This window comes from Streptomyces vinaceus (genome assembly GCF_008704935.1).
GTDB lineage: Bacteria > Actinomycetota > Actinomycetes > Streptomycetales > Streptomycetaceae > Streptomyces > Streptomyces vinaceus.
Window position 1 is genome coordinate 48,260 of sequence record NZ_CP023692.1, and the last position, 25,232, is coordinate 73,491.

The window sequence follows — 25,232 nt, forward strand, 5'->3', positions numbered from 1 at the left end:
CAGTCACGGAAGTGATCAAGTACGCACTTCGGAGTGGGTGGTTACCCCGGGGTGAGTGAGCACGTCAGAGGGGTGGGGCATGACGACGCTTAACCGGCCGAGCGCACCAGACGGACACGTCTGCGGGATCGACACCGCGATGGAGGTGATCGGCGGCAAGTGGAAGGTGCTGATCCTCTGGGCACTCCACGAGCACCCCTACCGCCGCTTCGGCGAGCTGCGCCGGCTGATTCCCGGCATTACCGAGAAGGTGCTGGCCTCTCACCTACGGGAGCTGGAAGCGGACGGCGTCGCGCGCCGCGTCTCCTACGACGAGACGCCGCCCCGCGTCGAGTACTCGCTGACCGAGGACGGCATCCGCCTCAACGACGCACTCCAGCCGTTGGCCGCCTGGGGACGTGAGCGGCCGATCACTCGGGAGCTGGGAGAGAGGGCAGGCCGAGGTCTGGGGTGAACGTGCTGGTCACAGCGCCTCGTTGAGGGCCGCGACCAGGTCCATGATCGAGACCGCGACGACGCGGCCTGATCGGACGTCGCCAGGTCGTCACAGGTCAGACCCCAGGTGTCCGACTTGCCCTGAGCTTCTGGTTGAGGAGAGGCCGGCGCCGACGGCGTCCTGATCGTGGAGGAGTCCACGGGCGAACTACTGCAATGATGGCAGGTCGCCGTCATGAACCTGTTCGATCCAGTCGAAGATGCCCTGATCGCGCCGCTCGTGCATCAGGATGGTGAAGGTCCGGACGTGTTCGACGGCCGTGTCGAGCTCGGGACGGGCCGCCTGGACGGCCTTGAGGCCCAGCACTTCGTGGGGCCGCAGTGGTCGGGGTGCGTTGCCCGGAGGGCGCGGCCGGTAGAGCAGCTCCCCTGTAAGGCCCTTGGAGTGGCACCCGCAGGGCGTCCGCCGCAGCGGGCGCGGCAATGGCTCCTGTGCTCAGCCCAGAGCGTTCGGCCCTTGCAGCGTGCAGGGTTGGCCGCCGGTGGAGGAGCCGCTGGCCGGTGCCGAAGGCGGCGGCGGGAACCCCGCCCCCCACCACTGGAGCCGATCCGCCCATCAAGGCACGCGGAGCGACGACTTCCTCCCCATCGACCACGACCTCCTCCGCGAGGCCCTGCTCCACTACCGCCTGCGACAGGACCTCCGCGGGCCTCCTGCGCGCTTTGATCCTCACAAGGGGAGGTGCTGTTACCGAACCAGTCGACGGTGGAGATACGCTCGCCGGGCCATGGGGCACCGGCGCGGATGGGGAGCCACTGGACCGGGTTGCCGACGCAGCACTGCTGAGTCAGCGGGAGCGAGGCCACCGCGGCAAGCGGCCCGCCACCCGCGACGACGTCGGACGCATCCTCGCCACCGGCGAGTCCTACACCCGACCGGCACACCACAAGATCGGCATCAAACCCCGGAGAACTGGGCAACCCGGCAAGCTGAGCTGCCAGCCAACCGCATCGCCGCGACCCCGACGATGTTGGATAGCCGCATGGTGAGACGCAAGAAGGAGAAGAAGAAGCGGCCCGACTGGGGCATCCCGAAGGGAATCGTGCTGTTGGCGACGCCAGAGGGCTGGCGCCACAGCGTCCTCACCGTGGAAGGCAGCATGCTCTGCGGGCGTCTGGACGTGCCGCTCGACACCGACCCGTAGGACGCGCGGGCCGCGGCGGCCCCGATGGTGACGGAACTCGCACGCGACGTCCACGACACCGACGTCGAGGTGAGCTGGGAGCACCCTCAGGAGCTCTGGTCATGGACCGCTCAAGTCACCCTCGCCGCGGGAGCCGAACCTGCTCCGGCGGACACCGAAGGTGAAACGGCAAGCTCAGGATGAACCCCTCCTGCCGCGGCGCCGGCTTCAGACGGCCCTCACGTGCCTCCGCCACCGGTGGTGACGCTCCTCAGCCCGCCTGCGCATCCGGCGGTCAGCTGTGTCGGGCCGCAAAAGCCGCGGTGGAGGTGTCGTCCAGGTCCACGCAGCATCCGTAGCGGCAGTAGACGTAGTAGTGCGGGCTCGCGAGTTGACGCCGGCAGGTGGCACACACGACCTGCTGGTGAGGATTGGCGCGGATGACGGCCGTGTCCTTCAGGTCGAAGACCGCTCGGTTGGCGTCCGATCCGTGCTCTTCGATTGCCTGCTTCACGAATTCGAACGCGCCGTAGGGGTGTCCGTTGGGGCACTTGATCCGGTTGGAGTAGGCCGAGCCGTTCGCCTCGGTTCCGAGTGCGGTTCCGATCCGGGCCATTTCCTCGTCCGACACCGGCTGAGCCCCATGTGCTTCATCCGCTGAGGGGTCCAGTACCACGCGTTGACGGCCGAGAACGTCACTGCGGTATCCGGTCCGGCACGGCGCGCCCTTACCGCTTCTTCTTCAGCGCGTGAGGCTTGTGGACGGCCGTCCGGCCGGATCGTTCGCTGCGCACCTCGTACTGGGGCTCCTCCTTCGAGGCGTCGACGACACGGCCGGCAGACCGAGTCCGTTCGGTGATCTTCTTCTCCACGGTCCCCTCGGTCTCGGTACCGTGGCTGCGCCACGCCACCTGGTCACCTTTGGACAGTTTCTGCCCGCCCGATTCCTTCTTCGCCTTGGCCACGGTGATGTCCTTTCACGGACGCACGCGTCTGCGTGCCCATCCGATCCACCAGCCTGCGGTCATCGGCCGCGCCGCGCACCTGCTGCCGCCCCCGGCGGCCTTCGTGTCGTCAACGCCGAGTCCGAGCGAGCTGCCGCCGTACTCGAAGTCCGTTGCCTCGATCGAGCGCCGCGGACGCTCCCGGATGCGCCTCGTGCGCGCCGGGTACGCGGTGGCCGATCCTGCCCGAATGGGTCAGCTTGGCCCTGGTCGGAGGGGGTAAGAGCTCGGCGATCGTGTGCAGCCACGCTGCCGCAGCTACGGCGTTTCAGGAGAGTGACGTGCGATGACGGATGACGCCTACTTGTTCCTTGCCATGACCACGGGCGGCTGGCAGGGGACGCCACTGGCTCTCGTCGGAGAACTGGAGTGCCTGGACACCCCGGCCGTTCGGGCCTGGTTCACCGCCCAAGGCATGAACCCGGCGTCCCCGGCCGTCCGCGTGGTCCCCCCGGAGCAGAGCGGACTGATTCCGAAGGACGCCGAGCGCCTCCCGGTGCCGCTGAGCGAGGAGGAGCTGGAACGGGTCCGCCGCGCCGGGGCCACGGACTCCGTGGCGGGCATCGAGGAGGAACTGCTCGCGTTCCGCGACAGCGAGGACAACCGTGATGCCCTGCTGCGCCGGGCTCTCGCCGCCGGGGTACCGGCGCACCGGATCGTCGAACTCTCCGGGATCGACCCGACCACGCTGTCTTCGGCGTCCGCAGGCTGAACGTACCCGGCGCCGGGATGGCGTCGGCGATCTACCGGCCGGGGCAGCCCCCGGAAGACCTCGCGCCACGCGGCCACCACACATACGGGCGAATCGGCCTTCGGAGAAGTCGACCCTCGCGGCACGCGGGCGCCGCCGCGCGGCGGCCGGACAACGGCCAGGCCTCCGCATCCACCCGCATGGACCTTCGGCGCGCGCGTTCGGGCCTGAGCTGTTCTGCTCGAACACGGGGGCGCCGAGTCGTGTCTGAGAGAGGTCGGATGGGTACGTATCGAGTCGCACAGGTCACCTCCCCCGACGGACGGTTCGAGATCGTCGAGCGGGAGGTGCCGCAGCCGGGGCCCGGCCACGTGCGCATCGCCGTCGACGCCTGCGGGATCTGCCACAGCGACGCCGTGTTCGTGAGCGCCAAAGTGCCGGGCGTGCGGTTCCCGCTGGTCCCCGGCCATGAGGTCGCCGGCCGGATCGAAGCCTTGGGCGAAGGGGCGCAGGAGCGGGGCTGGAAGGTGGGTGACAGGGTCGCCGTCGGCTGGTTCGGCGGGAGCTGCGGCCATTGCACTGCTTGCAGGCAGGGCGACTTCATCGTCTGCGCGAACCTCAAGGTCCCGGGCTGGGCCTACGACGGGGGGTTCGCGGAGGCGGTGATCGCGCCGTCCGACGCCCTCGCCCGGATCCCCGACGCGCTGAGCGCAACCGATGCGGCGCCCATGGCCTGCGCGGGAGTGACCACGTACAACGGTCTGCGGCGCAGTTCCGCGCGGCCGGGCGACCTGGTCGCCGTACTCGGCATCGGCGGCCTCGGCCATCTCGCCGTGCAGTACGCGGTGGCGATGGGCTTCGAGACCGTGGCCATCGCCCGCCGGGCCGACAAGGCGGAGTTCGCCGAGCAGCTCGGCGCCCACCACTACGTCGACAGCACGGCGGGTACGGGCGTCGCGGACGCCCTGCGCTCCCTCGGGGGCGCCAAGGTCGTGCTGGCCACCGCCGCCAACTCCGCCGCCATCACCGCGACCGTGGACGGCCTGGCGCACCGGGGGGAGCTGGTGGTGATCGGCGCGGCCCCCGAGCCGCTCGAAATCAGCCCGATGCAGCTGCTCATGAGCGGACGCGTCGTGCGCGGCCACCCGTCCGGCACCTCGCAGGACGTCGAGGACACCATGGCCTTCAGCGCGCTGCACGGAATCCGCCCGCTCACCGAGACGGTTCCGCTGGGGCAGGCCGACGAGGCGTACCAGAAGATGCTCTCGGGTGCCGCGCGCTTCCGGATGGTCCTCACCGGCTGACCGGGTACGCCAGGCAAATTTCGGTGCGGGTCGGGGGCAGACTGGTCAGACTTGCCGCATGACAGCTCGGATCAGCCGTATCAACCCCGATCAGTTGCACGAGACGCCGGGCTACCACCACATCACCGTGGTGGAGGCCGGCCGGACGGCTTATTTGGCGGGACAGTGTCCCCTCGACCAGGGCGGCTCACTCGTCGGCGCGGGCTCCCTCGACGTGCAGGTCGACCAAGTCATCGTCAACGCACTCACTGCCCTCGCGGCGGTCGGTGGTCAGCCGCAGCACGTGGTGCGTTCGGTGATCTACGTGCGGAGCGACGACAGGGAGGACCTGGGCCTCGCCTGGCACCGACTCACCTCCTCTGCCCTGGGTCCGGCCTTCACCTCCGCCAGTACGCTCCTGGGGGTCGCGCAGCTGGGCTTCGCAGGGCAGCTGGTCGAGGTGGACCTCACCGTCGCGCTGCCCGACTGAGCGGTCCCCGCGCCTCGAACGGCCCCGCGCTGCGCTTCGCCCATGTGCCTGCTCACGTGTCCGGCTGGCCGAGCGAATTCGCCCGCGAGATCTGGACAGGGCGCCCGACCCCTGTGCGGCCCCGCCCAGGCGGCCTTCTGCGACGGATCACCGCCGGGGCCGACACTGTCACCGTCGAGGTCCGTGACCGCTCCACCGCCCCGCCCCTTCTCAAGCCCTGGGCCCGGGGTGAACCCAGCGGCTTCGGCTGGCCACTGGTCAACCAGCTCGCCTCCACCGACGTCCGCACGCATCACGATGGCAAGACCGTCACAGCGACGCTCACCACCGCCCCGACCGGCCGACCCTGACTCACGAGGTTGGTCACTCGGTCACTCGGTCAGTCGGTCAGGCCGTCTTCGCGGGCGCGCCGGGCCAGTTCGATCTTCGTGCAGGCCGGCCGCCCCACCTGCCGGTACTTCTCCTTCACCTGGTCCAAGTAGTGCTTGGCGGTGTTCATGGTGATCCCCGCCCGCCGGGCCGTCGCCTTGAGGGTCAGCCCGGACGCGTAGTCGCGCAGGACCTGCCGCTCCCGCGGCGCCAGCCGCGGCCGCTCGGGGCCGGTGTCGCCGACCCAGGCGAACGCCAGCTCCGGCGAGTGCGCCGTACCGCCCGCGGCCACCGTTTCCACGGCCTCGACCAGGGTCTCCAGGGCGTGGTCCTTGGTGAGGTAGCCGTCGGCCCCGGCCGCCACCGCTGCCACGACGCGGGACCGGTCGGCGGCCGTGCTGATCACCAGGACGCGGCTGCCGCTCTCACGCACCCGCCGTACGTTCGCCTCCGGCTGCGACCCGTCCCGCAGCATGAGGTCGAGCAGTACGACCCCGGCCGCCCGCCCCGGGCCGCCGAGCAGTTCCCCGACCGTGGGCGCGGTGGCGACCAGGCGCAGCCGGTCCTGGCCGGCGAGCCAGGACCGCATTCCCTCCAGGAGCATCCGGTCGTCGTCGACCACAGCGATGTCGATCAAGCCGGCCACCTCAGCTCGACCACGGTCCCCTCCCCCGGACTGCTGTCCACCCGCGACCAGCCGCCGATGCCGGCCAGCCTGCCGTGCACGGACCTCCGCAGCCCGGTGCCCGGGCCGTGGCGGCCCGTGGCGCGGCTGTCGAAGCCCGCGCCACGGTCGGCCACGGTCACCTCCACCGTGCCGCCTTCGGTGCCGGCGGTGGCCGTGAGGAAGGCCGTGCCGGTACCGGCGTGCCTGCGCACGTTGTTGAGCGCCTCACCGACGGCCGCGGCCAGGGCTCCCGCGACGTGCGGGGGCACGGCTGGTACGGCGTGGTACTGCGCCTCCACCCGCAAGCCGAGGCCTTCCGCCGCGCGGACGGCCTCCTCCAGAGCCGCGCCGACGTCCACGGCGCCGCCCGCCGCGTCCGGGGCCGGCTGCGGCTCCTGGTCGAACTGGACCAGGCGCCGTACGTACGCGGCCTCGCGGGCGCAGCGCTCGCGGAGGCCGGCCGCGTCGGCGTCCACGCGCCCGGCGGCGATCGCCGACAGCGTGGCCAGGACGGTGTCGTGGAGGGCGGCGTGGTGGGCCGTGCGCTCGGCCCGCCGGGCCCGGGCCGCTTCCGCGAGGACCGCCCGCCCCTGCGCGGCGTCGAGCACCATGCCCTGCCGCCGCAGGTACCACCAGCCGGCGGTGGTGAGGGCCACGCATTCCACGACGGCCCGGAGGTGCTCGGACAGCTCCGCCGCCTCGGGCGCGGGCACCGCCTGGTAGACCGTCAGGGAGGTGAGCAGCAGGAGCAGGACGGACAGGGCGGCGCCCCGCGATCCCAGCGCCACGATGGCGACGGCCACGGCCGACAGGGCCTGCACCATCAGCCAGCCGTGCGGTTCCACGGCCGGCCCCTCGCCCACGGTGGCCAGCGCCACCCACGGCAGCAGGCAGCCGGTCAGCAGGACGTCGCACCAGACCCACCAGGGGCGGAACCAACCCCTCAGCAGGGCCGACGAGTACAGGAGCACGGTGACGGCCACCACCCCGGCCCACAGGGCCACGGACCGCCCGTCCACCGGGTCCGCGGTCACGGCCTCGGCGCCGACGACGAGATGCGCGATCCGGAAGAGCCCCGTGGCCTTCACGGCGGTCCTGCGCGCACGCTGAAGCCCCACCCCGTACCCCCCCCATGCACCGCTTCCGCAGGTATCCCCCGTAAAGGAGGAATCCAGTGGATCTCGCCGCGATTCCCGGCGTCAAGCCCGCCGCAGGCCAACGCGGGGCGGATTCCCGCCGGGCCCCGCCGGGCACGCACCCCCCTGAACGGGCGGGTACCGGACGGCGGGCCCGCCTCGTTAGCTTCGTCGGGTCAAGGACGTACTCGTACAAGGAGAGAACGCGTGGCCCGAAAGTCAATCCGCTTAGGCCGGCACGCCCTCGCGGCCGCCCTGATGGCGCTGCTGGCCCTGCTGCTGCCGACGTCTGCGGCGCAGGCGGCGGAGAATCCCGCAATCATCTACACGACGAACTTCCACAACGCGGCGATCTACGAGCTGCGGGCCGCCGTCAGCTGGAAGTGCCTGGACATCCGCGGCGGCGGAGCGCCCCAGGACGGCGCGGTCATCCAGACCTTCGACTGCAAGGACGCGCTCCACCAGCGTTTCACCTTCCAGCGCACGGGCGGCGGCACCTTCACCGTCGGCGCCTTCGGGGTGTACTGCCTGGGCACCCAGGGCGGCACCGCGCCCGGCACCCCGCTGGTCCTGCGGAACGGCTGGGGCTGCGCCACGTTCACCTGGAACTACCGCGGTACGGAGGCCTATCCGAACCGCTGGGAGCTCGTCGAGGCGACCACGGGCCAGTGCATCCGGGACACCGGCCGGCGCTCCCCCGTGGTCCTGGGCGCCTGCGGAAGCACCACCACTCCCTGGCCCGAGGTCTGGGCGCCGCTGTACGACGGCCAGTTCGACTACGACCAGTTCGGCTGAGGGCCGGTGGCCGCCGCAACCCGTCGGCCCGGCGGGTTGCGGCGGCCTCGGCGCAGCACGCCCGAGCGTTCACGGCGCGGACCTCGCCCCTCCCAGGGCTGCGCCGGGCTCGGGCGAGGTACCGGCCGTCGCGTCAGTGGACGTGTCCGACGTGCGCGAGGGCCTGTTTCAGCAACACCGCGTGGCCGCCGGGCATCTCGCTCTGCACGGCCGGGGAGAGCGCCTCCTGCGGGCTGAACCAGACCAGGTCCAAGGCGTCCTGCCGGGGACGGCAGTCACCCGCCACCGGCACGACGTACGCGAGGGACACCGCGTGCTGGCGGGGGTCGTGGTAGGCGGTGATGCCGGCGGTGGGGAAGTACTCGGCGACCGTGAACGGCTGCAGGGAGGTGGGGACGCGGGGCAGGGCCACCGGGCCCAGGTCCTTTTCCAGGTGGCGCAGCAGCGCGTCGCGGACCCGCTCGTGATGCATGACGCGGCCCGACACCAGGGTGCGGCTGATCGTTCCTTCAGCGCCGATCCGCAGGAGGAGTCCGACGCTGGTGACTTCTCCGGCGTCGTCGACGCGTACGGGCACGGCTTCGACGTACAGGATGGGCATGCGCGCCCGGGCCGCGTCGAGCTCGTCCTGGGTCAGCCAGCCGGGCGTACTTTGGATCATGTCAGACATCGCCAGATCATACGTTCCGAGGGGGGCGAAACCCAGATCCCGGGACCTGCGTTCTTCCGGCCGTGGTGCGGCGGGCGGCCGCGTGAACGGCCGCCGCTTCGTGGCGGCGGTAGAGTCCGGCCCGTGTCCGAGCACCAGCGTGACCTCGTGGGATACGGCGCCGAACCACCGCATGCCGCCTGGCCCGGCGGCGCCCGGGTCGCCGTGAGCCTCGTGCTCAACTACGAGGAGGGCGGAGAGCGGAACGTCCTGGAGGGCGATCCGGCATCGGAGGGCTATCTGCACGAGATCGTGGGTGCGCCCGCGGTGGTGGGCGGGCGCGATCTGAACGCGGAGTCCCTGTTCGCCTACGGTGCACGCGCCGGTTTCTGGCGCGTCCAGCGCACCCTCGCGGCACACCGGGTGCCGCTCACCGTGTTCGCGGTGGCGCAGGCACTGGAACGCAACCCCGCTGCCGCGCGGGCGATGGCCGCCGCGGGGTGGGAGGTGGCGAGCCACGGCCGGCGCTGGATCGACTACCGGAACGTGCCCGAAGACGTGGAGCGCGCCGACATCGCGCACGCCACCGCGACGATCGAACGGCTCGTCGGACGCAGGCCGGTGGGTTGGTACACCGGCCGCACCAGCTTCCACACGCGGCCCCTCGTCGCCGCGGAGGGCGGCTTCCTCTACGACTCCGACGACTACTCCGACGACTTGCCCTTCTACGTGGAGAGCGCCGGCCGCCCGCACCTCGTGCTCCCGTACAGCCTCGACGCGAACGACTTCAAGTTCCTCATCGTGCACGGGTTCACGACGGCCGACGACATGCTCACGTACCTCGTGGACACCTTCGACACCCTTCACGCCGAGGGCGCCGACCATCCGCGCATGATGAGCGTCGGCCTCCACTGCCGGATCATCGGCCGGCCCGGTCGCATCCGCGCGCTGGACGGCTTCCTGCGGCACGTCGCGCAGCGCGGGGGTGCCTGGGTCACCACGCGCGAACGCATCGCACGGCACTGGCTCACAGCCCACCCGCCACGGCCCTGACCCGCACCCTCCCGGGCCTGCGTACGGGAAGTCGCAGTTCACACCCTGGCCACCGAGGGGTCTCGGCCCAAGCATCGGGAGGATCGGGTTTCGACATCGCCTGTGCTGGGACACGGCGAACAGGGCATACGCGGGATGCGCCCGGTCACGGACCCCCACAGCATCCGGGGCCGGCGGCCCATCGCCGCGTCGGAAGGATGGAACATCCCGTGGATTCCACTGCCGAGGTCAGGCTGACGACTGAAGCGACCCGATTGACACAGTCGCCTCCCCCCGTCGACGAGATACTGATCAACCCGTGCATAGACGGTGATCTGTTCCGGTGGAAAGCCGTTCTGCTGCCGGGCCCCTCCTCCCTGTTCGCCGGTCGGCACCTTCCCGTGGACATCGACGTACCGCCCACCTATCCCGCCGACCGGCCGCGGATGCGCTTCACCGCGCCCGTCTACCACCCCAACATCAGCAGTTGCGGCAACATCGACATGGACGCCGCCCTGAGCAGGAAGTACGGCCCGGAGCAGACCACCATCGAGACCCTGCTGCGCTCCGTGATGTCGCTCCTCGACGAACCCGACGTACACGACCCGGCCCGTCCGGAAGTGGCGGAACTCTACGTGCTGGCCCCGCAGGACTACCGGCGAAAGGTCCGCGACGGGGAGTACGGCTCCACGGCCTGAGCCGCCCAAGCGGGCGGCGCCTCCGCCGTGGACGCCGGAGCGGGAGTCGTCCTCCCGCGGCGTACGCGCTCGATGACCAGTTGCAGGGCGCCCAGCCGGTCCACTCCCGCCTTCTTGATCAGCGCGGCGGCCGCTGAGTGGTCGTGGCCGCGGCGCTGCCGTGGGCCTCCATGCCGACGGCGTCGATCACCGCGTCGGGGCCCCGGCCGCCGGTCGCGTCGCGTACCGCGTCGACGAGCTGGTCCCCGTACTCGGACAGATCGAACACCTGCGCGCCGTGACCGGCGGCGCGGGGCCAGCCGTTGGGGCACCAGGTCGATGCCGATCACCTTGCCGGCCCCGCGGTGGGCGGCGATGCGGGTGCACATGTCGCCGATGGGGCCGAGCCCCAGGACGGCAACACTGCCGCCGGGCGGTTCGTCGGCATAGGCGATGGCCTGCCAGGCGGTCGGCAGCACGTCCGTCCGGCGGCCCCTCGGGAACGTTGATTGGGAGGGCCTCGGCGAAGGGGACGCGCAGGAACTCGGACGCATCGGCCTACACCGGCGTCGCCCCGGAGGGCGCCGAAAAGAAGCGGAGCGGCTGACCGCGCCTCCGGGGGCGGTTGCCCCTCGCCGCGCGGTGCGGCCGGCGCCTTAGACTCGTGATCGCGGAGCGGGGATCCGCTCGGCACACGACCTGGGAGTGCATCATGGGCCAGTTCCCGCCCGCCGAGGCCCGCCGGCCGCCCCCGCCGGAGCCCTCCGGCCAGGCCGACGACGCCCTCTTCGGCTTGGAGGAGCTTCGCGACGGCCCCTGCGCGCCGGCGCGGCCCGGACCTCTGGTGGGGCCTTCCTTCCGCGACTCCCCCGCCGCCCGTCGGCTGCTCTCCGTACGCGAGATCCACGCGGAGCCCGCGGCAGCGGCCTCGCCCCGCGGACGGGAGGTACTCGAGCGCTTCCCCGACGCGCGCGTCATCGACGTCGACTCCCACTGGCGCATCCCGGACCTGCACGGCAACGAGGGCAGTCTCGAACGGTGGGTCCGTATCAAGAGCGAGGTGCTCGTACTCGGCGAGAAGAAGACGCTCACCACACGGCCCAACGGCAGATCGGCCGACTGGATCGCGCCGGGCGCCGCCAACGGCTGCGCCATGGCGTGCGCGTACTGCTACGTCCCGCGCCGCAAGGGTTACGCCAATCCCATCACCGTGTTCACCAACATCGAGCAGATCATCGCCCACCTGGGCCGACACGTGGCACGGCAGGGGCGCAAGCGGGAGCCCAACCAGTGCGACCCGACCGCCTGGGTCTACGACATCGGTGAGAACAACGACTGTTCGGTGGACGCCATCATCAGCGAGAACACCGCGGACCTGGTTCGGGCGTTCTCCCGATGGCCTACGGCCAAGGCCTCGTTCGCCACGAAGTTCGTCAACCCCGACCTGCTGTTGCTCGACCCGCGCGGACGCACCCGGGTGCGGTTCTCGGTCATGCCGCCGCAGGACTCCCGCCTCCTGGACATCCGCACCAGCCCGGTGGAACAGCGCATCGCCGCGGCCGCGGACTTCCTTGAGGCGGGCTACGAGGTGCACTTCAACCTGTCGCCGGTGGTCGTGCGGCCCGGCTGGGAGGAGGACTGGGGCCAGTTGCTGAGGCACATGGACGACGTCCTGGCCCCGGCCGTGAAAGAGCAGGCCGCGGCCGAGGTCATCATGCTCACGCACAACAAGGACCTGCACGAACTGAACCTCGCCTGGCACCCCCGGGCCGAGGAAGGTGGCGCCCCGGTCTCCAACAGGCCAAACGCTCCGAGAACGGCAGCCTCAACGTCCGCTACCGCAACCGCGAGAAGGCCGAGGCCGTCGACTGCGTGCGCCGCCTCGTGGCGTCGAACGCTCCCTGGCTGCGGATCCGGTACGCCTTCTGAAAGGCGGCCCCCGGGGCATGGGCGCGGGGCGGCAGCCGGCTCCGTTCGGGGCCTGCGGGCTGTCCCCGTCCCTCGGATGAAACGGACGCGATGCGCACCCACGCCGCCAGGTCGGCCCAACCGGCCTCGCTCATGGTCGGCGACTGCCCGTACGCGCCGGGGGAAACGGTCACGCCTCCCGATCGGACCGGGGCCAGACGTAGGGCAGGTCGTCCGGTACACCGGGGAAGCGCTCCCGGTAGAAGTCCGGGGCCTTGCGCACCAGTGCGGACTGGTGGCTCCTGTGGAAGTCCGGTGTCCCCAGCCACGGCGGCAGGTCGCCGTCGGCGGCCAGTTGCTCCTGCGTCCGCGGGGCTCCCGCCGGTGCTCCCGACCCGAGATCGCGGACCAGGGTGGCGGCGCAGGTATCGGCCCGCCCGGCGGCGGTCCACACCGCGCAGATCTCCAGCCCGTAGCGGACGAGGGCCTCCTCGTACCCCGCCCACATCCGCACGGCGGGGTGTCTGCGCCATCCGTAGCCCGGAACGATCAGGCCGCGCAGCACCTGTACCGCCTCGACCCGCTGCTTGCCCAGCCTCCGCAGGTCCAGGACGGCTGCCGAGACGGCGAACGAGGGGAACGGAAGGAACGTCTGCACGGGGTCTCCCTCCCGGGACGGGGCACGATGCGAGCCTGCCAGATGTCGCGGGGCGGGGCCTGTCGCGGGACCGGCCCCGCGCCCGGCACGGGCGGCACGGCGGATTCATGACGACGGCCCAAGGCACCTCCGCGGATCCCGTTGCCTGCCCGTCCCCCGCCCGCCCCCGGGGCAGCGGATGTCCCGGGTCCGGGCCGGTGACGGAGGGCCGGATCCCGGTCACCGCGTCGGAGCCGAGTTGCGCCTGCACTTCGCCGCCGAGTCGGGCAAGACCGTGACCCGTGCGCTGGTGAACGAGCAGGCGTACGCCGTCGTGCGGGCGCTGCTCGGACGCAAGGACCCGGGGCCGCGGCTGTTCGCCTACTGGGAGGGCAGGGCGTGGCACGAGGTCCGGGCCGAGGAGCTCAACGCCTGCCTGCGCGAGTGGAAGTGGTACGCGACTGTCCTGTCCGTGGTCGCCCCGGGGCGGTCGGACGGCACGTCGCGCGGCTCCCGCGCCCGGCGCGGCACCGTCGTCGCCCGCGCCGTGCGCGAAGTGAGCGGATACCTGGGGAACACTCCCGCGGTGTGCCGCGCCTCGTACATCGACCCGCGCGTCGTCGAGCTCTACGAGAACGGCAGGACCGTCGCCCCGGCCCTGGATCTCGCTGGGCGAGGACGGCCGTGTGGGGGTCAGCTCCTCGGGGGCAGCCGGTGCAGCGTCACGTCGTGAATCCGCCCGTCCGCGACCTCCACGGTCATGAAGGTGCAGAACGGCTGCCGCCTCCGGTCCGTGGGCGAGCCCGGATTGAGCAGGCGCAGGCCCCCCACCGCGGAATCCCACGGGATGTGGCTGTGGCCGAACACCAGCACGTCGGTTTCCGGGAACCGCTCGGAGCAGCGGCTCTCGCGCCCATTGGCCGCACCCGTTTCGTGCACCACCGCGAAGCGCACCCCGGCCAGCTCGGCGCGGGCGACCTCGGGGAGCCTGCGGCGCAGCGGGAGACCGTCGTTGTTGCCGTGGACGCCGAGCAGCCGGTGCGACCGGGATTCCAGCAGGTCGAGGGTTGCCTCGTCGACCCAGTCCCCCGCGTGGAGTACGGCGTCGGCGGTGTCGACGGCCGCCAGGAGGGGCGCCGGCAAAGCGCGGGCGCGGGTGGGGACGTGGGTGTCGGACATCAGCAGGAGCCGCATGGGGCCAACGGTATGACGGCGCGGCGGGGCGTGCGAGCCGCTGCGGGCCGCGGCCGCGCAACAGCCCGGGCGGCGAACGTGCCGAGCCCGCCGGGCCACGACGGGCCGGCGCGACCGGCGCGAGCCGGCTCCTCACCACCGTGCGCTGCCAGGCCGGGTTCGAGGTGGAGCGGGGGGCGGCCGGACTCGACACGGCCTTCGTGGCCCGTTCGACCGGCGGGCGGAGCCGGGGCCGGTGCGGGGCTCTGCTCCTCGGACACGACGCGTTGCCCGACCTCGGGCACGCCTGCGGCCACAACCTGATCGTGGCGGCCGGGCCGGGAGCCGCGCTCGCGCTGCACAGCTTTCTCGACGGATCGGGGGCACGGTGCTCGCGGTCGGCACCTCTGCCGAGGAGCGGGGCGGCGGCAAGGTCGCGCTGACCGACGCGGACGTGTTCGAAGGCGTGGACGCGGCGCTGATGTTCCATCCCGGCGTGCACGACTGGTCGTGGGCGCCTCTGACGGCTCAGACGCAGGTACGGGCGGGCTTCCCCGGCCGCGCCGCCCACCCGACCGGAGATCCGGTCGGCGGGATAAACGCCCTCGTCGCCCTCGTCCAGCTGTTCAACGTCATGGCAGTGTCGAGCAGACGCCTGCCCCCGGGCTCGTCCGTCAAGGGCATCGTGACGGACGGAGGCCGCGCCACCAACATCGTGCCGGCGTATGAGGAAGGGCTGTTCGGCCTGCGCGCAGCCACGGGCACGGAGCTCGACGTGCTGGTCGCCGCCGTCGGCACGTGGTCCGGGGGCGTGGCGGCCGCGACCGGCACCAGGGCAGAGGTGACACGGCTGGGCAACGGGTACGCGCATTTCAGGCCCAACGACGTCCTGTCCGAGCGGTTCAGCCGGCACGTCGCCGGGTCCGGCATCCACCTCACCGATCCGGCCGGCGGGGTGTTCCTCGGTTCCTCCGACGTCGGGGACGTGAGCAACCGGGGCCCCGCGATCCACCCTTTCGTCGCGATCCTGGGCGAGGAGGAGTCGGACCGCACCCCCGCGTTTTCCGCACGGGCCACGGCCTCGTAGCGGGGTCGACAGGTGATGCTGGCTGCCGCTGAGGCGCTCGCCCGTACGGCAGCCGACGTCCTCACCGATGCCGGGCTGTCGGCACGGGCGTGGGCCCGCCTGCGCGAGATGGCTGCGGCCGGGCTCTGACCCGGCCGGGGCGTCGTGCGCGTGCGGGCGACCGGGTCATCCCTCGACGCCGGTCGAGGTGTGGGCGGCACCGACCGGTTTGGACTCCGGTGAGCCCCGCTGGCGCAGGTAGACGGAGAGGATGACCATGGCGGCGACCGCCAGCAGCTCCGACTGCCAGTTCTGCAGGGTACGGCTCCAGAAGTCCGGCAGGACGAGGTACTCGGCCCAGCCGACGGGCGCTTGGAGCTGCCGCAGCTGCTGTTCGTCGTAGGCCGCCACGCCGGCGACCGACTGGGCCGACCAGGAGCCGAGGAACAGGCAGCCCATGACGATCCCCAGCGAGCGCGAGTAGACCCTCTGCCGCCAGTCCTTGGTCCCCGCCCAGCGGGGCGAGTCGCTGCGGGCGTGGTCACCCAGGCGCTGCTCGCGGTCGGACTCCGGGCCGGCCTTGTGGAGCTCCTTCGACTCGGGCGAGCCGCGCTGGAGGAGCCAGACGGTCCCGAAGATGTACAGGAAGAACTGGAGGAACTCCGACTGCCAGTTCTCGGTGACGTCCACCGCGAAGTCGGAGGTGGTCACGTACTCGCCCAGGCCGATCGTCTGGAGGCCGTCGACGGTCAGCGCCTCGTTGAACTCGGCGTGTCCGACGACCGCCTGGCAAGCCAGGACCACGAGGAACGCCGTGCCGAACACCAGGGTCAGGCTGTTGTCCCGCCAGAACCCGCCCCTGCGCCGCGCCCCGCGCCGCTCGCGCTCGTCGGCGCTCACCGGTGCATCGCCCCGATCGCCGTGAAGTACGCGAGGCCGCCCACCACCACGACCAGGCACAGCACGAACAGCACGCGCATCGTCAGCCGCCCTTCAGCACGCATTGGTAGGGACGGTCCCCCTGGGGCGTACAGCCCGCCGCAACGATTTTCCAGCCGTCGTCGAACTGAGACAGGAAGAGCGTGTCGCCGACCAGGCGGAGCATGGCCTGGCGCCCGTACACCTCGGTGGCGCGTACCGGCCCCGTCCGTGGCAGCTCCTGTGCCCCCAGGGCGTCAGGGCAAGCCTTCTCCTCCTCCTGCTCCAACTCTCCGCGCGTCCGGGGTGCGAGCAGACGGCACGCCGCCGCGCGGTCCCCGGCCGCCAGCGAGCGCTCGAATCCCTCCCCCGCCGTCCGCGCCCCGTCCACCCGCCCGGAGGGCGCCCCGCACCCTGTGAGGAGCGCCCCGGCCAGGCACGCGCAGAGACCGGACCGCGCGGCCCGCGCCACGGCCGGCCTCGTCATGCGCGACCATCCTCCGGGCTGCAGGACCACGCCTCATCTCCCTACGTCCGGCCGATCAGCTGCGTCTCCCGCCTTATGCCCGCTGCGCGCGACCGGATCCGCCCGGTCTCGCGCCCACCACCCGACCGGTCCAACGACTGGCGTTCGAATGCCATGGAACGGCCGAATGGGGGCACAGGCGCAGGTACGGCCGGGCCCCACCCGGCCGACGAAGAGGAAGGATGCTTCCATGTCGCAGGTCGAAGAGTCCGTCGAGGTCGACGTCCCCGTAGGTACCGCGTACAACCAGTGGACGCAGTTCGAGTCGTTCCCCCACTTCATGGATGGTGTGGAGCGGATCGACCAGCGCACGGACACCATGACGCACTGGGTGGCGAAGATCGGCGGTGTGAGGAAGGAATTCGAGGCCGAGATCACCGAGCAGATCCCGGACGAGCGCGTCGCCTGGACAGCGCTGGGGGGCGACGTGAAACAAGCCGGCGTGGTCACCTTCCACCGCCTGGACGACACCCGGTGCAAGGTGATGCTGCAGCTCGACTACGACCCGGACGGTTTCGCGGAGAACGTGGGCGACAAGCTGGGGTTCGTCAAACGGCAGGTCACCGGTGACCTGAAGCGGTTCAAGGAGTACATCGAGGACCGTGGGCGCGAGACGGGCGCCTGGCGCGGCGAAGTCTGACGGCGTGACCGGTTTCGTCCGCACAGCCGGGGACTCCCCGGACTCCGTCGGCGGCCCCCTGCGCGGTATGGCGCAGGGGGCCGCCGACGGAGGGGGAACGGCCCGCGTGAGCGGGCACCGCCCCGGAGCCGTCGTGACCGGGCCCGCATGCGGCGCAGCAGGTCGCGGGTCGTGCGCAGGCTCAGCGTGCTGAGCCAGGAGAGGCTCGGGTGGCGTGAGCGCAGGTGGGACAGCGCCCTCGTGCCCAGACCGGTATACAGGAAGCGATCGTCAATGCCGGTGCCCGTGACGACGAGGTCCGCGCAGTCGACGTACCGGCGGTAGTGCACCCGCCCGACGATCTTCCGCGCCCGGACCGGGGTCGCCGGGAATGTGCGTGGGCATGAACTCGATGTCCCGGTACGCGAGGAACCGCCGCCGCAGGCGGCTGACGACCCTTCCCCCGCGCCCGTGCCGAGCCCGGTGACGACGCGAGGGGGACCACCGGCCTCAGCCGAGCCGGACGGTAGACCCGCGGAACTCTCCTGATATCCGAACATGCCGAACAGTGCGCCGTTGTACGCCTCGACGATCTGGAACGTCCAATGGCCCGGGATGACGTTCCGTCCGAGGATCTCCCGCTCCACCAGGCGCGCTTGGGCTTCGTGGCCCGCCTCATGGAGCAGCCTGAAGGCATCGTGCGACTCGAAGTCCGCGGTGCCCGTCAACTGATCGAACCTGTACAGGTGGTCGGGACCGGCAATTGGACTGTGGCTCTTGGAACCACGCGGTTCGCGGACATCCTGGCCGATGTGGTCCCGTGGTTGGAGACCTTCTGCGAGCCCGTGGAGGCCAAGGCCAGCGGCGACGTGTATTTCTGGGTACGAGACCTTTCGGCCCTGCGCGTCCGGGCCTTCGACCCGGCCGATGTCGGCGTGTTCTTCCTGTCAGAGGACGAGGAGATGCCCGCTGGGGCCGCGACGGGGGCCGCACCCCGACACAGGCCCGCGACCTGAGCCAGCTTCCCTCGTGCGGGTGACCCGGGTCCGGCGGCGAACCGGGCCGGTTCCCCGCTATCGCAGTGCGCATGAAGCCGATCGACGAGCAGCACATCGCGGAGCCCGCCCTGGTGGCCCTGGAGGTCACCGGCGGCGACGAGGAACCGTCCGGGCCGTCATGACCACGCTGGACGAGCGCTGGGCCACCCAGGCATCGGCCCTGTGCGCAGGGATCCCGGCAAGCCCGGCGTCCGGACCCGGATCCACGCCGACGCCCCGACCCCAAAGGGGAACCCGGGGCGACACCCCCCACTCACCCGACCCCGGAAGCGGAGCCGGGGCCCCACCGCCCCCACCAGAGCCGTCAGACCGTAATGACGATCTTGCCCCGGGCAGCGCCCGCCATCAGCATCTCCAACGCCTGCGGGACCTGGTCGAGCGGGAAGGTCGCGGACACGACGGGGCCGACCTGGCCCGCGTCGACGAGCGAGGCCAGTTCGTTCAGGTCCGCGCGGTTCTGGCGGCTGGCCAGCATCGTCAGCCGCTGCCGGGTGAAGGGCGAGCGCACGACCGCGTGGAATTGGCGGCCCATGCCCACCCAGTCGCCGCAGTCCTCGCCGCCCACGATGACGAGCGTGCCGCGCGGCGCCAGTATCCGGCGTAGCCGAGCGAGCGGGGTGCCGCCCGCGATGTCCACCACCACGTCGTAGCCGACGCCCCCGGCGGTGACGTCCTCGCGCGTGTAGTCGAGCACGCGGTCCGCGCCCAGCGAGCGCACCAGGTCCGCCTTGGTCGGCCCGCACACCCCGGTGACCTCGGCCCCGAAGGCCTTGGCCAGCTGCACGACGTACGTGCCCACGCCGCCCGACGCCCCGGTGACCAGCACCCGTTGGCCGGCCCGGACCCGCCCGGCGCCGCGCAGCGCCTGGAGCGCGGTCAGGCCGGACACCGCGAGCCCGCCCGCCTCCGGGTACCCCAGCCGCTCGGGCTTGGGCGCCAGTCGGTCGGCGCGCGCCACCACGTACTCGGCGAACGCCCCGCGGGCGGTTCCGAACACCTCGTCGCCCACGGCGAACCCGGTCACCCCGGGGCCGAGCGCGGCCACCGTGCCCGCCACGTCCAGCCCGGTCATCGGGATACGGGGCCGTCTCAGCCCCAGGGCCGCGCGCACCGCGTAGGGGTAGCCGGCCATCAGGTGCCAGGTACCGCGGTCGACGCCGGCCGCCCGGACCCGCAGGAGCACCTGCCCGGCGCCGGGGGTCGGCCGTGCCACCTCCGTGAGGCGCAGCACCTCGGGAGTCCCGTAAGCGGTCTGAACGACCGCCCTCATCGTCGAGCTGTCCATCTGCGTCATCCCGTCCTACTCGCCCGGTCCGCTGCCGTACTTAGTACGGTACCGTGGACCGTCCGGTCAACCCAGTACGGAGCAGGACGGAGACAGAAGTGCCCGAGCACGAACCCCTCAGCCGCGACCGCGTCCTTCAGGCCGCCGTGGGCCTCGCCGACGAGGGAGGGGTCGCCGCCGTCACCATGAGGGCGGTGGCGGAGCGACTCGGGGTCAAACCGATGTCCCTCTACCACCACGTGCCCCACAAAGAGGCGATCCTCGACGGCATCGTCGACGCCGTCTTCGCCGACATCGAGCTCCCCCTCGACGAACCGGACTGGCGCGCCGCCCTGCGCCACCGCGCGCACAGCGCCCGGACGGTTCTCGGACGGCACTCCTGGGCCATCGCCCTCATGGAGTCGCGCACCCACCCCGGCCCGGCCACCCTGCACCACCACGACGCCGTCCTGGGGATCCTCAGCCGCGCCGGCTTCCCCTACGCGCTCGCGGGGCACGCCTACTCGCTCCTGGACAGCTATGTGTACGGCTTCGCCCTGACCGAGGCGGCCCTGCCCTTCGCCCCGCAGGACGTGGAGATCGCCGTCGGCGACTACCTCGCGGCCTTCCCGGTCGGGGCCTACCCGCACCTGGCCGAGTTCGCGGCCCAGCATGTGCTCCAGCCCGGCTACTCGTACGGGTCGGAGTTCGACTACGGCCTCGAACTGATCCTGGACACCCTCGCGGCCCGCCTCTCCGGGGCCGCCGGACCCTGAACCGCACGCGGACCCCACCGGCACCCCACCCCATACGGCCGGGACCGTCCGCTGTCATACCGCTCTGGCACCATGCAAGTCACTGGCGGTAGGCCCCCGAACTGCAGGTACTGGTAAAACGCCCGCACAAGGTCTTCACGAAAGCGCACCTGCGGCCCTGCAGCTGGCAGCAGTGCCGATCAGCGCCGGCGCCAATGATCGGCCGCGATCGCCGCCACGCGCACGCGTCCGCGTGCGTGGACCGCGCTGCCCCTGAGCGGAGGCGAGGGCAGCGCCGACGGGACGGATACGGACGCGGCTCCTAGCGTCGCGAGGGACGCAACCAGGTCTGTCGCCTTTGCGTAGCACGCCGGGCAGCCGAAGCTGTCTCCAAGTCGTCGCGGGTGCGCAGGGTATGCGGGTGCTCAGGGCCCAGCACACGGACGCGGTCAGCGAGGGTCTGTCGTAACAGGCGTACCGCCTCTTCCTGCTCCCCCGTCCTGGCCAGTGCGCTGGCGAGGTTGTGGCGGCTGGTGAGGGTATCGGGGTGGTTGCTGCCCAGTACGCGGATGCGGTCGTCAAGGGTCTGTCGGTGCAGGCGGACCGCCTCCGCGTGTTCGCCCATCGCGTCCAGGACGAGACCGAGACTGTCGCGGCTGGCCAGGGTGTGTGGATGCATGACGCCTAGGACACGGGCGTGGTCGTCAAGAGCTTGCTGCAGCAGCCGTTCCGCTTCCGCATGCTCGCCCTGCCTGGCCAGTGCGCTGGCGAGGTTGTGGCGGCTGAGCAGGGTGAGGTGGTGTTCGGGGCCCAGCACACGGATGCGGTCGTCAAGGGTCTGTCGGTGCAGCCGGACGGCCTCCGCATGTTCGCCCATCCCGTCCAGGGCGAGACCGAGGCTGTCACGACTGGCCAGGGTGTGCGGATGCACGACACCCAGCACACGGACACGGGCGGCGAGGGTCTGCCGCAGCAATGACACCGCTTCTGCATGCAGTCCCGTCCCGTCCAGGGCGCAGGCGAGGTCGTGACGGCTGATCAGGGTGTCAGGGTGCGCGGGGCCCAGGACACGGTTACGGTCCTCCAGGGTCTGCCGGAGCAGACGTATCGCCTCAGCCGGCTCGCCCATTCCGAACAAGGCGTTGGCCAGGTGGTTGCGGCTGGTCAGAGTGTCGGGGTGCCGGGGGCCCAGGGTGCGGCTCTCGAAGTCGAGGACGCGTTCAAGGAGCAGGCGGGCTGCACTGAAGGCGCCGGCGTGCTCCAGTACTTGCGCGAGCGTGCTGGGGGCGGTGCGGTGGTGTGTGGCGGAGCTTGGTTCCGGGAGGTCGAGCAGCACCGGTAGGTGAGGGGCGAGGAGTACGGCGGCAGGCCAGGCGGCGCGCCCCTGCTCCTCTACCTCGTGCACCGCTTCGGTCAGCCGCTCGGCAAGGGCTCGGTGCCAGGTGGCGAGATGGGGTGCCTCGGCCGCTAGAGCGACGGCGTTGATCTCTCGGATCAAAGGGTGGAGCACCACCTGCGCCGGGCTGCTGGTGTCCGGTGCCTGCCCGGCGTTGCCGGGAGAGTAGGGAAGGTCAAGCAGGCCATACCGGTGCAGACCTGCAAACGCAGCCTCCAACTCTGGGACGGTGACCTCGTCTCCGGTGACCGCAGACAGCAGGTCGGGGGTGATGAGGGACAGCGGGATGGGAGCTTCGGCCAGTATTGCTAGTAGTCGCAGCACGGGGCGGGCCAAAGCGATGCCTTCTCTGGCGAGTTGGTCCAAGGACACCTCCCAGGTGTGCCGCACCACGGTGCGGGCGAACCGGGTTTGAGAGGCGTCCGGGTGTTCGGCTCCCAGTAGGAAGGGCAGTTCATGCTCCAGGGCCTGGCGGTAGGTGGTGAAGGTGCGGTAGCGGCTGGTGGGCCCGGCCAGGTAGGTGCCGGCCGCATGCAGCGCCAGCGGGAGCCCTCCCAGCCGCATGGCCAGGTCCCGAGCCTGCTCGGCTGTGCCAGCTGCGGGAGCAGCATCGACCAGGACCTGACCTGCAGGCTGTGCGGGCAGCGGCTTCAAGGGCAGTAGCCGGGCACGCGGCCCCCATGTATGCGGGCTGCTGTCCCGGCTGGTCATCACGAGCAGGCCTCGGCCGTACGGGCGGATCCAACCGCGGTAGTCGGCCAACGGCTCCCCTGCCGGGCCGATCTCTTGCGGCACGTCGGCGTTGTCCAACACCAGCAGCCACCGCCGCGCCCGGCCCAACTGCCGCCACACCACATCGGGCAGACTCGCCCGCCCGGCCCGCGCGGACTCCAACTCTTCCTCGGGCAGCCCGCAGGCCAGTGCCGCCTGCACCATCTGCTGCGCCAGGTCGGCAGAATCGCGCCAGCGCACCCAGAACACCCGCCAGCCCGCCGCGGTGGCCTGCGAGGCGAACTCCGCGGCTACCGTTGTTTTGCCCATCCCGCCAGCCGCGCACAACACCGCGAACCGTCCCCGTGGCCGCCGCAGCATGCCTGCCAGCTCGGCCAGCTCGGCCTCACGTCCGCGCACGCGCTCCACATGCGGGGGGCGTAAGGAATCCTGCCGGCCCCGGGCCGGCCGGCCCACCGGACCCAGCGGCGCTGGCGGTCTTGCTGCAACATCCAACCGTCGGCTCCACAACACCAGCCCGACGCTGGTCGTCACCAGCCCGGCGAACACCGGCCAAATCACCCACCCGTGAGACGCCCATCCGGGCACGGTGGCACTGGCATAGTTGGTCACCGGCCCCAGCCCCGCCGCCACGACTGCCGCCGTCCCCGCCACGGCCGATCCAGCCCACGCACCCTGCCTACGCCGCATAGCTGCCACCCCCGGTCCGCCGCCGTCATCAGCATGCCCCAACCGAGACCACCTGCACGGGAGGTTGAAAGACCGGCAGTCAAGCTGGTGAGGCCCCCTCCATCACGACCAGCACACCCGTCCCGACGAGGGCCGGCAATCGGGCAGCCTCTGGCACCCGGCGGTATCGACCTTGCTGAGTACGTAGCCGGGTACCTGGCTGGGTGCTGTCACGCGAACGCCGACAGCTCGGGCCACTGTCCCCCCGCGCTCACGGGCAGACCAGCATGTATCACCGTGGGCGGTCACTGGCCACCCGTTTCGCCCTGAAAGCGTTCCCATCGCGATGCGCTGCCTCCCACCGACAACAGCACGGCCGCGGGGCGCTCCGGGGACGGCGCGCACGCCCCCGGGCCCATATCTTGCCGACCTGCTCGCCTCCCCTTCGAAGCCCCCGGCTAGCCAAGGGCTTCAAAGGAACCGCGCGAGAAACCACTACCCGCCGGCGGCGGGTCCTCTGTCAAGCGAGATCGGTGGCTGCTAGAGCAGGCCGCCGCTCATGGGAAGGGGTGCCACGACGGAGTGGCCGGCGGGGAGGAAATGGCCGCGGGCGTGGTTTTCGCCCCTGGCGTTGCCGAGGAGTTGGCCGCCGACGCCGAGGCCCAGGCCGTGCAGGATGTGGTTGAGATTGATCCCGAGAATCCCGTCAACCGGAACGGCCCTGCTGGGGCTGTTCGCTGTCGCAGCCGCGGCGTGAGCAGCTCCCGACATGGACAGGACGGCCCCCGAAAGAGCCAGGGCGACAAGTACTCGCTTGGTGTTGTTCATACAGGAATGAACGATCTTGGACCGAACTGGTCACCATCACTGAGGACGTGCCGGACACCCGGCGCTAGGCCACTTCCTTGAACGAGACAGCAGGCCGCGGGTGCAAACCGGGGCCCCAGGGGCAGGGCTCGCGAACCGAGCCAGCCAAGGTCAGGCAGTACGCAGGCGAGGGACCCGCACCGTGCACTGCGCGACGGCCAGGCGGCCAGGCGGCCAGGCGGCCATGGGTAATACGAAGACCTCGGGGAGCCACCGCGCCCGACGCCCGGCCATCGGCGAGCACGACCATGTGAGTCTCCGGCCCTCCACGCAGCGACAGTGCCCAGCTGTGCAGGTACGCCAGGAGCCGGCGCTCCCCCCTCGCCGGACTCCGGGCGCAGCGCGTTAGCGGGGGTAGTTGCAGGTGGTGATTTCCTCGTCCCACACGGTGCCTTCACCACATTCGAAGTGGTAGACAGTGAAATTCTGTCCCTTGCCCTCGAAGTCCACGCAGCGGACGAACTTCCGCGGGTCGTTCGGGTTGGGGAAGTAGCCCTCCTGGGTGCAGACGATCGGCACGTCCGCGGCGGCCTGCGCTGCGGCCGCAGGGCCGACCAGCCCAGCGGCCGCCAGAGCCACACAGGAAGCAAAACGAGCAAAACGCGACATCACGCACCTCCACTACTAAACGACTTGGTCCATAAGCCGAACGAGCCGCCACCGCCACAGACACGCACGAGCCGCGCCGACCAGGACTTCGCCACGGCGGCGGGCACGCCCACGGTGGCCCGCTCCCCGGGCCGGCGCCCCTTTGAGCCCGGCGCGGACACCGCCGACCACTGACCCGCCATCACCGGCCGAGCGCCACGGGTCCAGCCAGTCAGGGTGGACTGGAGTCGGTCAGCGTCGAGCCGTGCGCCAGCGATCTTCGGGTGGAAACACGGCGCCGAAAGGGCGTATGAGCCGAGGCCAGGTCAGTCTTCGTCAGGCTGCGGCTCATATTTTGTGACGGTCACATCCCGTCTGCTCCTGGTCTCACCTTGCCCACGTCGGCCGGCCCGCAGAAAGTCCCCTGCGGCGCGCCGAACTGCAGGTCGTGGATCACGACCTGCCGTCCTCGGACGACATCCAACCCATGCCGCCGGCTGATGGCCGAGTGTGACGACCGCTCGCGGCGTCATTCCGGCCGCCGGAGCAAAGTGGCCGGCCTCCCCCGGGACAAGTCCCTGCGGACCTTCGAGTTTGCGAACCTCAACATCGACGCGGCCACCGTTCACACTCTCGCCAGCCAA

The 25,232-nt window shown here is 71.4% G+C and carries 27 protein-coding genes and 4 pseudogenes; 15 read left to right on the forward strand and 16 right to left on the reverse strand.

Translation table 11 applies throughout. The features are described from left to right. Positions 1 to 79: 79 nt before the first annotated feature. On the forward strand, positions 80 to 454 hold the full coding sequence (locus CP980_RS00230) for a winged helix-turn-helix transcriptional regulator (RefSeq protein ID WP_150492208.1): 375 nt from the start codon (positions 80 to 82) through the stop codon (positions 452 to 454). Between the two features lie 189 nt (positions 455 to 643). On the opposite strand, the gene CP980_RS34935 is transcribed toward CP980_RS00230, so the two are convergent. Next, positions 644 to 802 carry a hypothetical protein gene (locus tag CP980_RS34935; RefSeq protein WP_167535754.1) on the reverse strand — a complete coding sequence of 53 codons (159 nt, stop codon included), beginning with the start codon at positions 800 to 802 and terminating at the stop codon, positions 644 to 646. Positions 803 to 1,478: 676 nt separating this feature from the next. Here CP980_RS34935 and CP980_RS34940 point away from each other — a divergent pair. Next, a complete protein-coding gene (locus CP980_RS34940) occupies positions 1,479 to 1,640 on the forward strand; it encodes a hypothetical protein (protein WP_167535755.1) in 162 nt (53 codons plus the stop codon). 274 nt (positions 1,641 to 1,914) lie between these two features. Here the strand turns inward: CP980_RS34940 and CP980_RS00235 are convergent, their stop codons facing one another. Both CP980_RS00235 and CP980_RS00240 read right to left on the reverse strand, forming a co-directional pair. Further along, positions 1,915 to 2,250 (reverse strand): hypothetical protein, encoded by a 336-nt coding sequence (locus CP980_RS00235; RefSeq protein WP_150492209.1) that lies wholly within the window; start codon positions 2,248 to 2,250, stop codon positions 1,915 to 1,917. Positions 2,251 to 2,347: 97 nt separating this feature from the next. After that, positions 2,348 to 2,584 (reverse strand): hypervirulence associated TUDOR domain-containing protein, encoded by a 237-nt coding sequence (locus tag CP980_RS00240; RefSeq protein WP_150492210.1) that lies wholly within the window; start codon positions 2,582 to 2,584, stop codon positions 2,348 to 2,350. Positions 2,585 to 2,909: 325 nt separating this feature from the next. Between CP980_RS00240 and CP980_RS00245 the strand changes: the two genes are divergently transcribed. The 3 genes from CP980_RS00245 to CP980_RS00255 all read left to right on the forward strand — a co-directional run bounded on the left by CP980_RS00245 (position 2,910) and on the right by CP980_RS00255 (position 5,087). After that, positions 2,910 to 3,335 carry a DUF6003 family protein gene (locus tag CP980_RS00245; protein ID WP_150492211.1) on the forward strand — a complete coding sequence of 142 codons (426 nt, stop codon included), beginning with the start codon at positions 2,910 to 2,912 and terminating at the stop codon, positions 3,333 to 3,335. A 260-nt stretch (positions 3,336 to 3,595) separates the two neighbouring features. After that, on the forward strand, positions 3,596 to 4,618 hold the full coding sequence (locus tag CP980_RS00250; RefSeq protein ID WP_150492212.1) for an alcohol dehydrogenase: 1,023 nt from the start codon (positions 3,596 to 3,598) through the stop codon (positions 4,616 to 4,618). 58 nt (positions 4,619 to 4,676) lie between these two features. Then, entirely contained in the window at positions 4,677 to 5,087 is a 411-nt protein-coding gene (locus CP980_RS00255) for a RidA family protein (RefSeq protein ID WP_132752873.1), read from the forward strand. Between the two features lie 379 nt (positions 5,088 to 5,466). Here the strand turns inward: CP980_RS00255 and CP980_RS00260 are convergent, their stop codons facing one another. Then, entirely contained in the window at positions 5,467 to 6,102 is a 636-nt protein-coding gene (locus CP980_RS00260) for a response regulator (protein WP_150492213.1), read from the reverse strand. Then, the gene (locus CP980_RS00265; protein ID WP_167535756.1) at positions 6,090 to 7,241 is read right to left on the reverse strand and encodes a sensor histidine kinase; all 1,152 of its coding nucleotides are present in this window, start codon (positions 7,239 to 7,241) and stop codon (positions 6,090 to 6,092) included. The genes CP980_RS00260 and CP980_RS00265 overlap by 13 nt, the downstream gene beginning before the upstream one ends. Positions 7,242 to 7,466: 225 nt before the next feature. Here CP980_RS00265 and CP980_RS00270 point away from each other — a divergent pair, with 225 nt between their 5' ends. After that, on the forward strand, positions 7,467 to 8,054 hold the full coding sequence (locus tag CP980_RS00270) for an RICIN domain-containing protein (RefSeq protein WP_132752879.1): 588 nt from the start codon (positions 7,467 to 7,469) through the stop codon (positions 8,052 to 8,054). Between the two features lie 133 nt (positions 8,055 to 8,187). Here the strand turns inward: CP980_RS00270 and CP980_RS00275 are convergent, their stop codons facing one another. After that, positions 8,188 to 8,715 (reverse strand): NUDIX hydrolase family protein, encoded by a 528-nt coding sequence (locus CP980_RS00275; protein WP_167535935.1) that lies wholly within the window; start codon positions 8,713 to 8,715, stop codon positions 8,188 to 8,190. Positions 8,716 to 8,847: 132 nt separating this feature from the next. On the opposite strand from CP980_RS00275, the gene puuE reads away from it, so the two are divergent. Both puuE and CP980_RS00285 read left to right on the forward strand, forming a co-directional pair. After that, positions 8,848 to 9,756 (forward strand): allantoinase PuuE, encoded by a 909-nt coding sequence (gene puuE / locus CP980_RS00280; RefSeq protein ID WP_150492217.1) that lies wholly within the window; start codon positions 8,848 to 8,850, stop codon positions 9,754 to 9,756. A 197-nt stretch (positions 9,757 to 9,953) separates the two neighbouring features. Further along, positions 9,954 to 10,433, forward strand: coding sequence for a ubiquitin-conjugating enzyme E2 (locus CP980_RS00285; RefSeq protein ID WP_150492218.1), 480 nt, complete (start codon positions 9,954 to 9,956; stop codon positions 10,431 to 10,433). Positions 10,434 to 10,448: 15 nt separating this feature from the next. Here the strand turns inward: CP980_RS00285 and CP980_RS00290 are convergent. Then, a pseudogene (locus tag CP980_RS00290) lies at positions 10,449 to 10,961 on the reverse strand (zinc-binding dehydrogenase); the annotation flags it as partial. A gap of 163 nt (positions 10,962 to 11,124) precedes the next feature. On the opposite strand from CP980_RS00290, the pseudogene CP980_RS00295 reads away from it, so the two are divergent. Continuing rightward, a pseudogene (locus CP980_RS00295) lies at positions 11,125 to 12,341 on the forward strand (spore photoproduct lyase family protein). A 169-nt stretch (positions 12,342 to 12,510) separates the two neighbouring features. Here the strand turns inward: CP980_RS00295 and CP980_RS00300 are convergent. After that, positions 12,511 to 12,978 carry an MSMEG_6728 family protein gene (locus tag CP980_RS00300; protein ID WP_132752889.1) on the reverse strand — a complete coding sequence of 156 codons (468 nt, stop codon included), beginning with the start codon at positions 12,976 to 12,978 and terminating at the stop codon, positions 12,511 to 12,513. Between the two features lie 238 nt (positions 12,979 to 13,216). Between CP980_RS00300 and CP980_RS00305 the strand changes: the two genes are divergently transcribed. Beyond that, a complete protein-coding gene (locus tag CP980_RS00305; RefSeq protein WP_229907502.1) occupies positions 13,217 to 13,690 on the forward strand; it encodes a site-specific integrase in 474 nt (157 codons plus the stop codon). On the opposite strand, the gene CP980_RS00310 is transcribed toward CP980_RS00305, so the two are convergent. Next, positions 13,651 to 14,151, reverse strand: a complete 501-nt coding sequence (locus CP980_RS00310; protein ID WP_150492219.1) for a metallophosphoesterase family protein — start codon at positions 14,149 to 14,151, stop codon at positions 13,651 to 13,653. The genes CP980_RS00305 and CP980_RS00310 overlap by 40 nt on opposite strands. A gap of 367 nt (positions 14,152 to 14,518) precedes the next feature. On the opposite strand from CP980_RS00310, the gene CP980_RS00315 reads away from it, so the two are divergent. Further along, complete coding sequence (locus CP980_RS00315; RefSeq protein WP_150492220.1) at positions 14,519 to 15,217, forward strand: peptidase dimerization domain-containing protein; 699 nt, start codon at positions 14,519 to 14,521, stop codon at positions 15,215 to 15,217. A 165-nt stretch (positions 15,218 to 15,382) separates the two neighbouring features. Here the strand turns inward: CP980_RS00315 and CP980_RS00320 are convergent, their stop codons facing one another. Continuing rightward, positions 15,383 to 16,096: a DUF6766 family protein gene (locus CP980_RS00320; protein WP_132752895.1), complete on the reverse strand. Its 714-nt coding sequence runs from the start codon at positions 16,094 to 16,096 to the stop codon at positions 15,383 to 15,385. 82 nt (positions 16,097 to 16,178) lie between these two features. Then, the gene (locus CP980_RS00325) at positions 16,179 to 16,601 is read right to left on the reverse strand and encodes a hypothetical protein (protein ID WP_229907501.1); all 423 of its coding nucleotides are present in this window, start codon (positions 16,599 to 16,601) and stop codon (positions 16,179 to 16,181) included. A gap of 229 nt (positions 16,602 to 16,830) precedes the next feature. On the opposite strand from CP980_RS00325, the gene CP980_RS00330 reads away from it, so the two are divergent. Beyond that, the gene (locus CP980_RS00330) at positions 16,831 to 17,280 is read left to right on the forward strand and encodes an SRPBCC family protein (protein ID WP_099895013.1); all 450 of its coding nucleotides are present in this window, start codon (positions 16,831 to 16,833) and stop codon (positions 17,278 to 17,280) included. A 533-nt stretch (positions 17,281 to 17,813) separates the two neighbouring features. Here CP980_RS00330 and CP980_RS35650 read toward each other — a convergent pair. Beyond that, positions 17,814 to 18,023 (reverse strand): annotated as a pseudogene (locus CP980_RS35650) (hypothetical protein); the annotation flags it as partial. A gap of 323 nt (positions 18,024 to 18,346) precedes the next feature. On the opposite strand from CP980_RS35650, the gene CP980_RS36485 reads away from it, so the two are divergent. Next, positions 18,347 to 18,439, forward strand: coding sequence for a DUF6207 family protein (locus tag CP980_RS36485; protein ID WP_341874180.1), 93 nt, complete (start codon positions 18,347 to 18,349; stop codon positions 18,437 to 18,439). A 182-nt stretch (positions 18,440 to 18,621) separates the two neighbouring features. On the opposite strand, the gene CP980_RS00340 is transcribed toward CP980_RS36485, so the two are convergent. Next, positions 18,622 to 19,611: an NAD(P)-dependent alcohol dehydrogenase gene (locus CP980_RS00340; protein ID WP_229907261.1), complete on the reverse strand. Its 990-nt coding sequence runs from the start codon at positions 19,609 to 19,611 to the stop codon at positions 18,622 to 18,624. A gap of 89 nt (positions 19,612 to 19,700) precedes the next feature. On the opposite strand from CP980_RS00340, the gene CP980_RS00345 reads away from it, so the two are divergent. Beyond that, positions 19,701 to 20,357 (forward strand): TetR/AcrR family transcriptional regulator, encoded by a 657-nt coding sequence (locus CP980_RS00345; RefSeq protein WP_150492221.1) that lies wholly within the window; start codon positions 19,701 to 19,703, stop codon positions 20,355 to 20,357. A gap of 301 nt (positions 20,358 to 20,658) precedes the next feature. Here CP980_RS00345 and fxsT read toward each other — a convergent pair whose 3' ends face one another. The 3 genes from fxsT to CP980_RS00360 all read right to left on the reverse strand — a co-directional run bounded on the left by fxsT (position 20,659) and on the right by CP980_RS00360 (position 24,609). Then, positions 20,659 to 22,872 (reverse strand): FxSxx-COOH system tetratricopeptide repeat protein, encoded by a 2,214-nt coding sequence (fxsT, locus tag CP980_RS00350; protein WP_167535758.1) that lies wholly within the window; start codon positions 22,870 to 22,872, stop codon positions 20,659 to 20,661. 801 nt (positions 22,873 to 23,673) lie between these two features. Beyond that, the gene (locus CP980_RS00355; protein ID WP_150492223.1) at positions 23,674 to 23,961 is read right to left on the reverse strand and encodes a hypothetical protein; all 288 of its coding nucleotides are present in this window, start codon (positions 23,959 to 23,961) and stop codon (positions 23,674 to 23,676) included. A 384-nt stretch (positions 23,962 to 24,345) separates the two neighbouring features. Beyond that, the gene (locus CP980_RS00360; protein WP_150492224.1) at positions 24,346 to 24,609 is read right to left on the reverse strand and encodes a chitin binding peritrophin-A domain-containing protein; all 264 of its coding nucleotides are present in this window, start codon (positions 24,607 to 24,609) and stop codon (positions 24,346 to 24,348) included. Between the two features lie 476 nt (positions 24,610 to 25,085). Between CP980_RS00360 and CP980_RS36840 the strand changes: the two are divergent. Further along, positions 25,086 to 25,226, forward strand: a pseudogene (locus tag CP980_RS36840) (IS21-like element helper ATPase IstB); the annotation flags it as partial. Positions 25,227 to 25,232 lie beyond the last annotated feature (6 nt).

What these genes read in the sequence shown, in the direction of transcription:
- CP980_RS00340 (WP_229907261.1), bottom strand. Translation starts at nt 19,611, where the DNA reads ATGACGCAGATGGACAGCTCGACGATGAGGGCGGTCGTTCAGACCGCT.
- CP980_RS00250 (WP_150492212.1), top strand. Translation starts at nt 3,596, where the DNA reads ATGGGTACGTATCGAGTCGCACAGGTCACCTCCCCCGACGGACGGTTC.
- CP980_RS36485 (WP_341874180.1), top strand. Translation starts at nt 18,347, where the DNA reads ATGAAGCCGATCGACGAGCAGCACATCGCGGAGCCCGCCCTGGTGGCC.
- CP980_RS00355 (WP_150492223.1), bottom strand. Translation starts at nt 23,961, where the DNA reads ATGAACAACACCAAGCGAGTACTTGTCGCCCTGGCTCTTTCGGGGGCC.
- CP980_RS00325 (WP_229907501.1), bottom strand. Translation starts at nt 16,601, where the DNA reads ATGACGAGGCCGGCCGTGGCGCGGGCCGCGCGGTCCGGTCTCTGCGCG.
- CP980_RS00230 (WP_150492208.1), top strand. Translation starts at nt 80, where the DNA reads ATGACGACGCTTAACCGGCCGAGCGCACCAGACGGACACGTCTGCGGG.
- CP980_RS00255 (WP_132752873.1), top strand. Translation starts at nt 4,677, where the DNA reads ATGACAGCTCGGATCAGCCGTATCAACCCCGATCAGTTGCACGAGACG.
- CP980_RS00245 (WP_150492211.1), top strand. Translation starts at nt 2,910, where the DNA reads ATGACGGATGACGCCTACTTGTTCCTTGCCATGACCACGGGCGGCTGG.
- CP980_RS00285 (WP_150492218.1), top strand. Translation starts at nt 9,954, where the DNA reads ATGGAACATCCCGTGGATTCCACTGCCGAGGTCAGGCTGACGACTGAA.
- CP980_RS34940 (WP_167535755.1), top strand. Translation starts at nt 1,479, where the DNA reads ATGGTGAGACGCAAGAAGGAGAAGAAGAAGCGGCCCGACTGGGGCATC.
- CP980_RS00310 (WP_150492219.1), bottom strand. Translation starts at nt 14,151, where the DNA reads ATGCGGCTCCTGCTGATGTCCGACACCCACGTCCCCACCCGCGCCCGC.
- CP980_RS00275 (WP_167535935.1), bottom strand. Translation starts at nt 8,715, where the DNA reads ATGATCCAAAGTACGCCCGGCTGGCTGACCCAGGACGAGCTCGACGCG.
- CP980_RS00330 (WP_099895013.1), top strand. Translation starts at nt 16,831, where the DNA reads ATGTCGCAGGTCGAAGAGTCCGTCGAGGTCGACGTCCCCGTAGGTACC.
- CP980_RS00360 (WP_150492224.1), bottom strand. Translation starts at nt 24,609, where the DNA reads ATGTCGCGTTTTGCTCGTTTTGCTTCCTGTGTGGCTCTGGCGGCCGCT.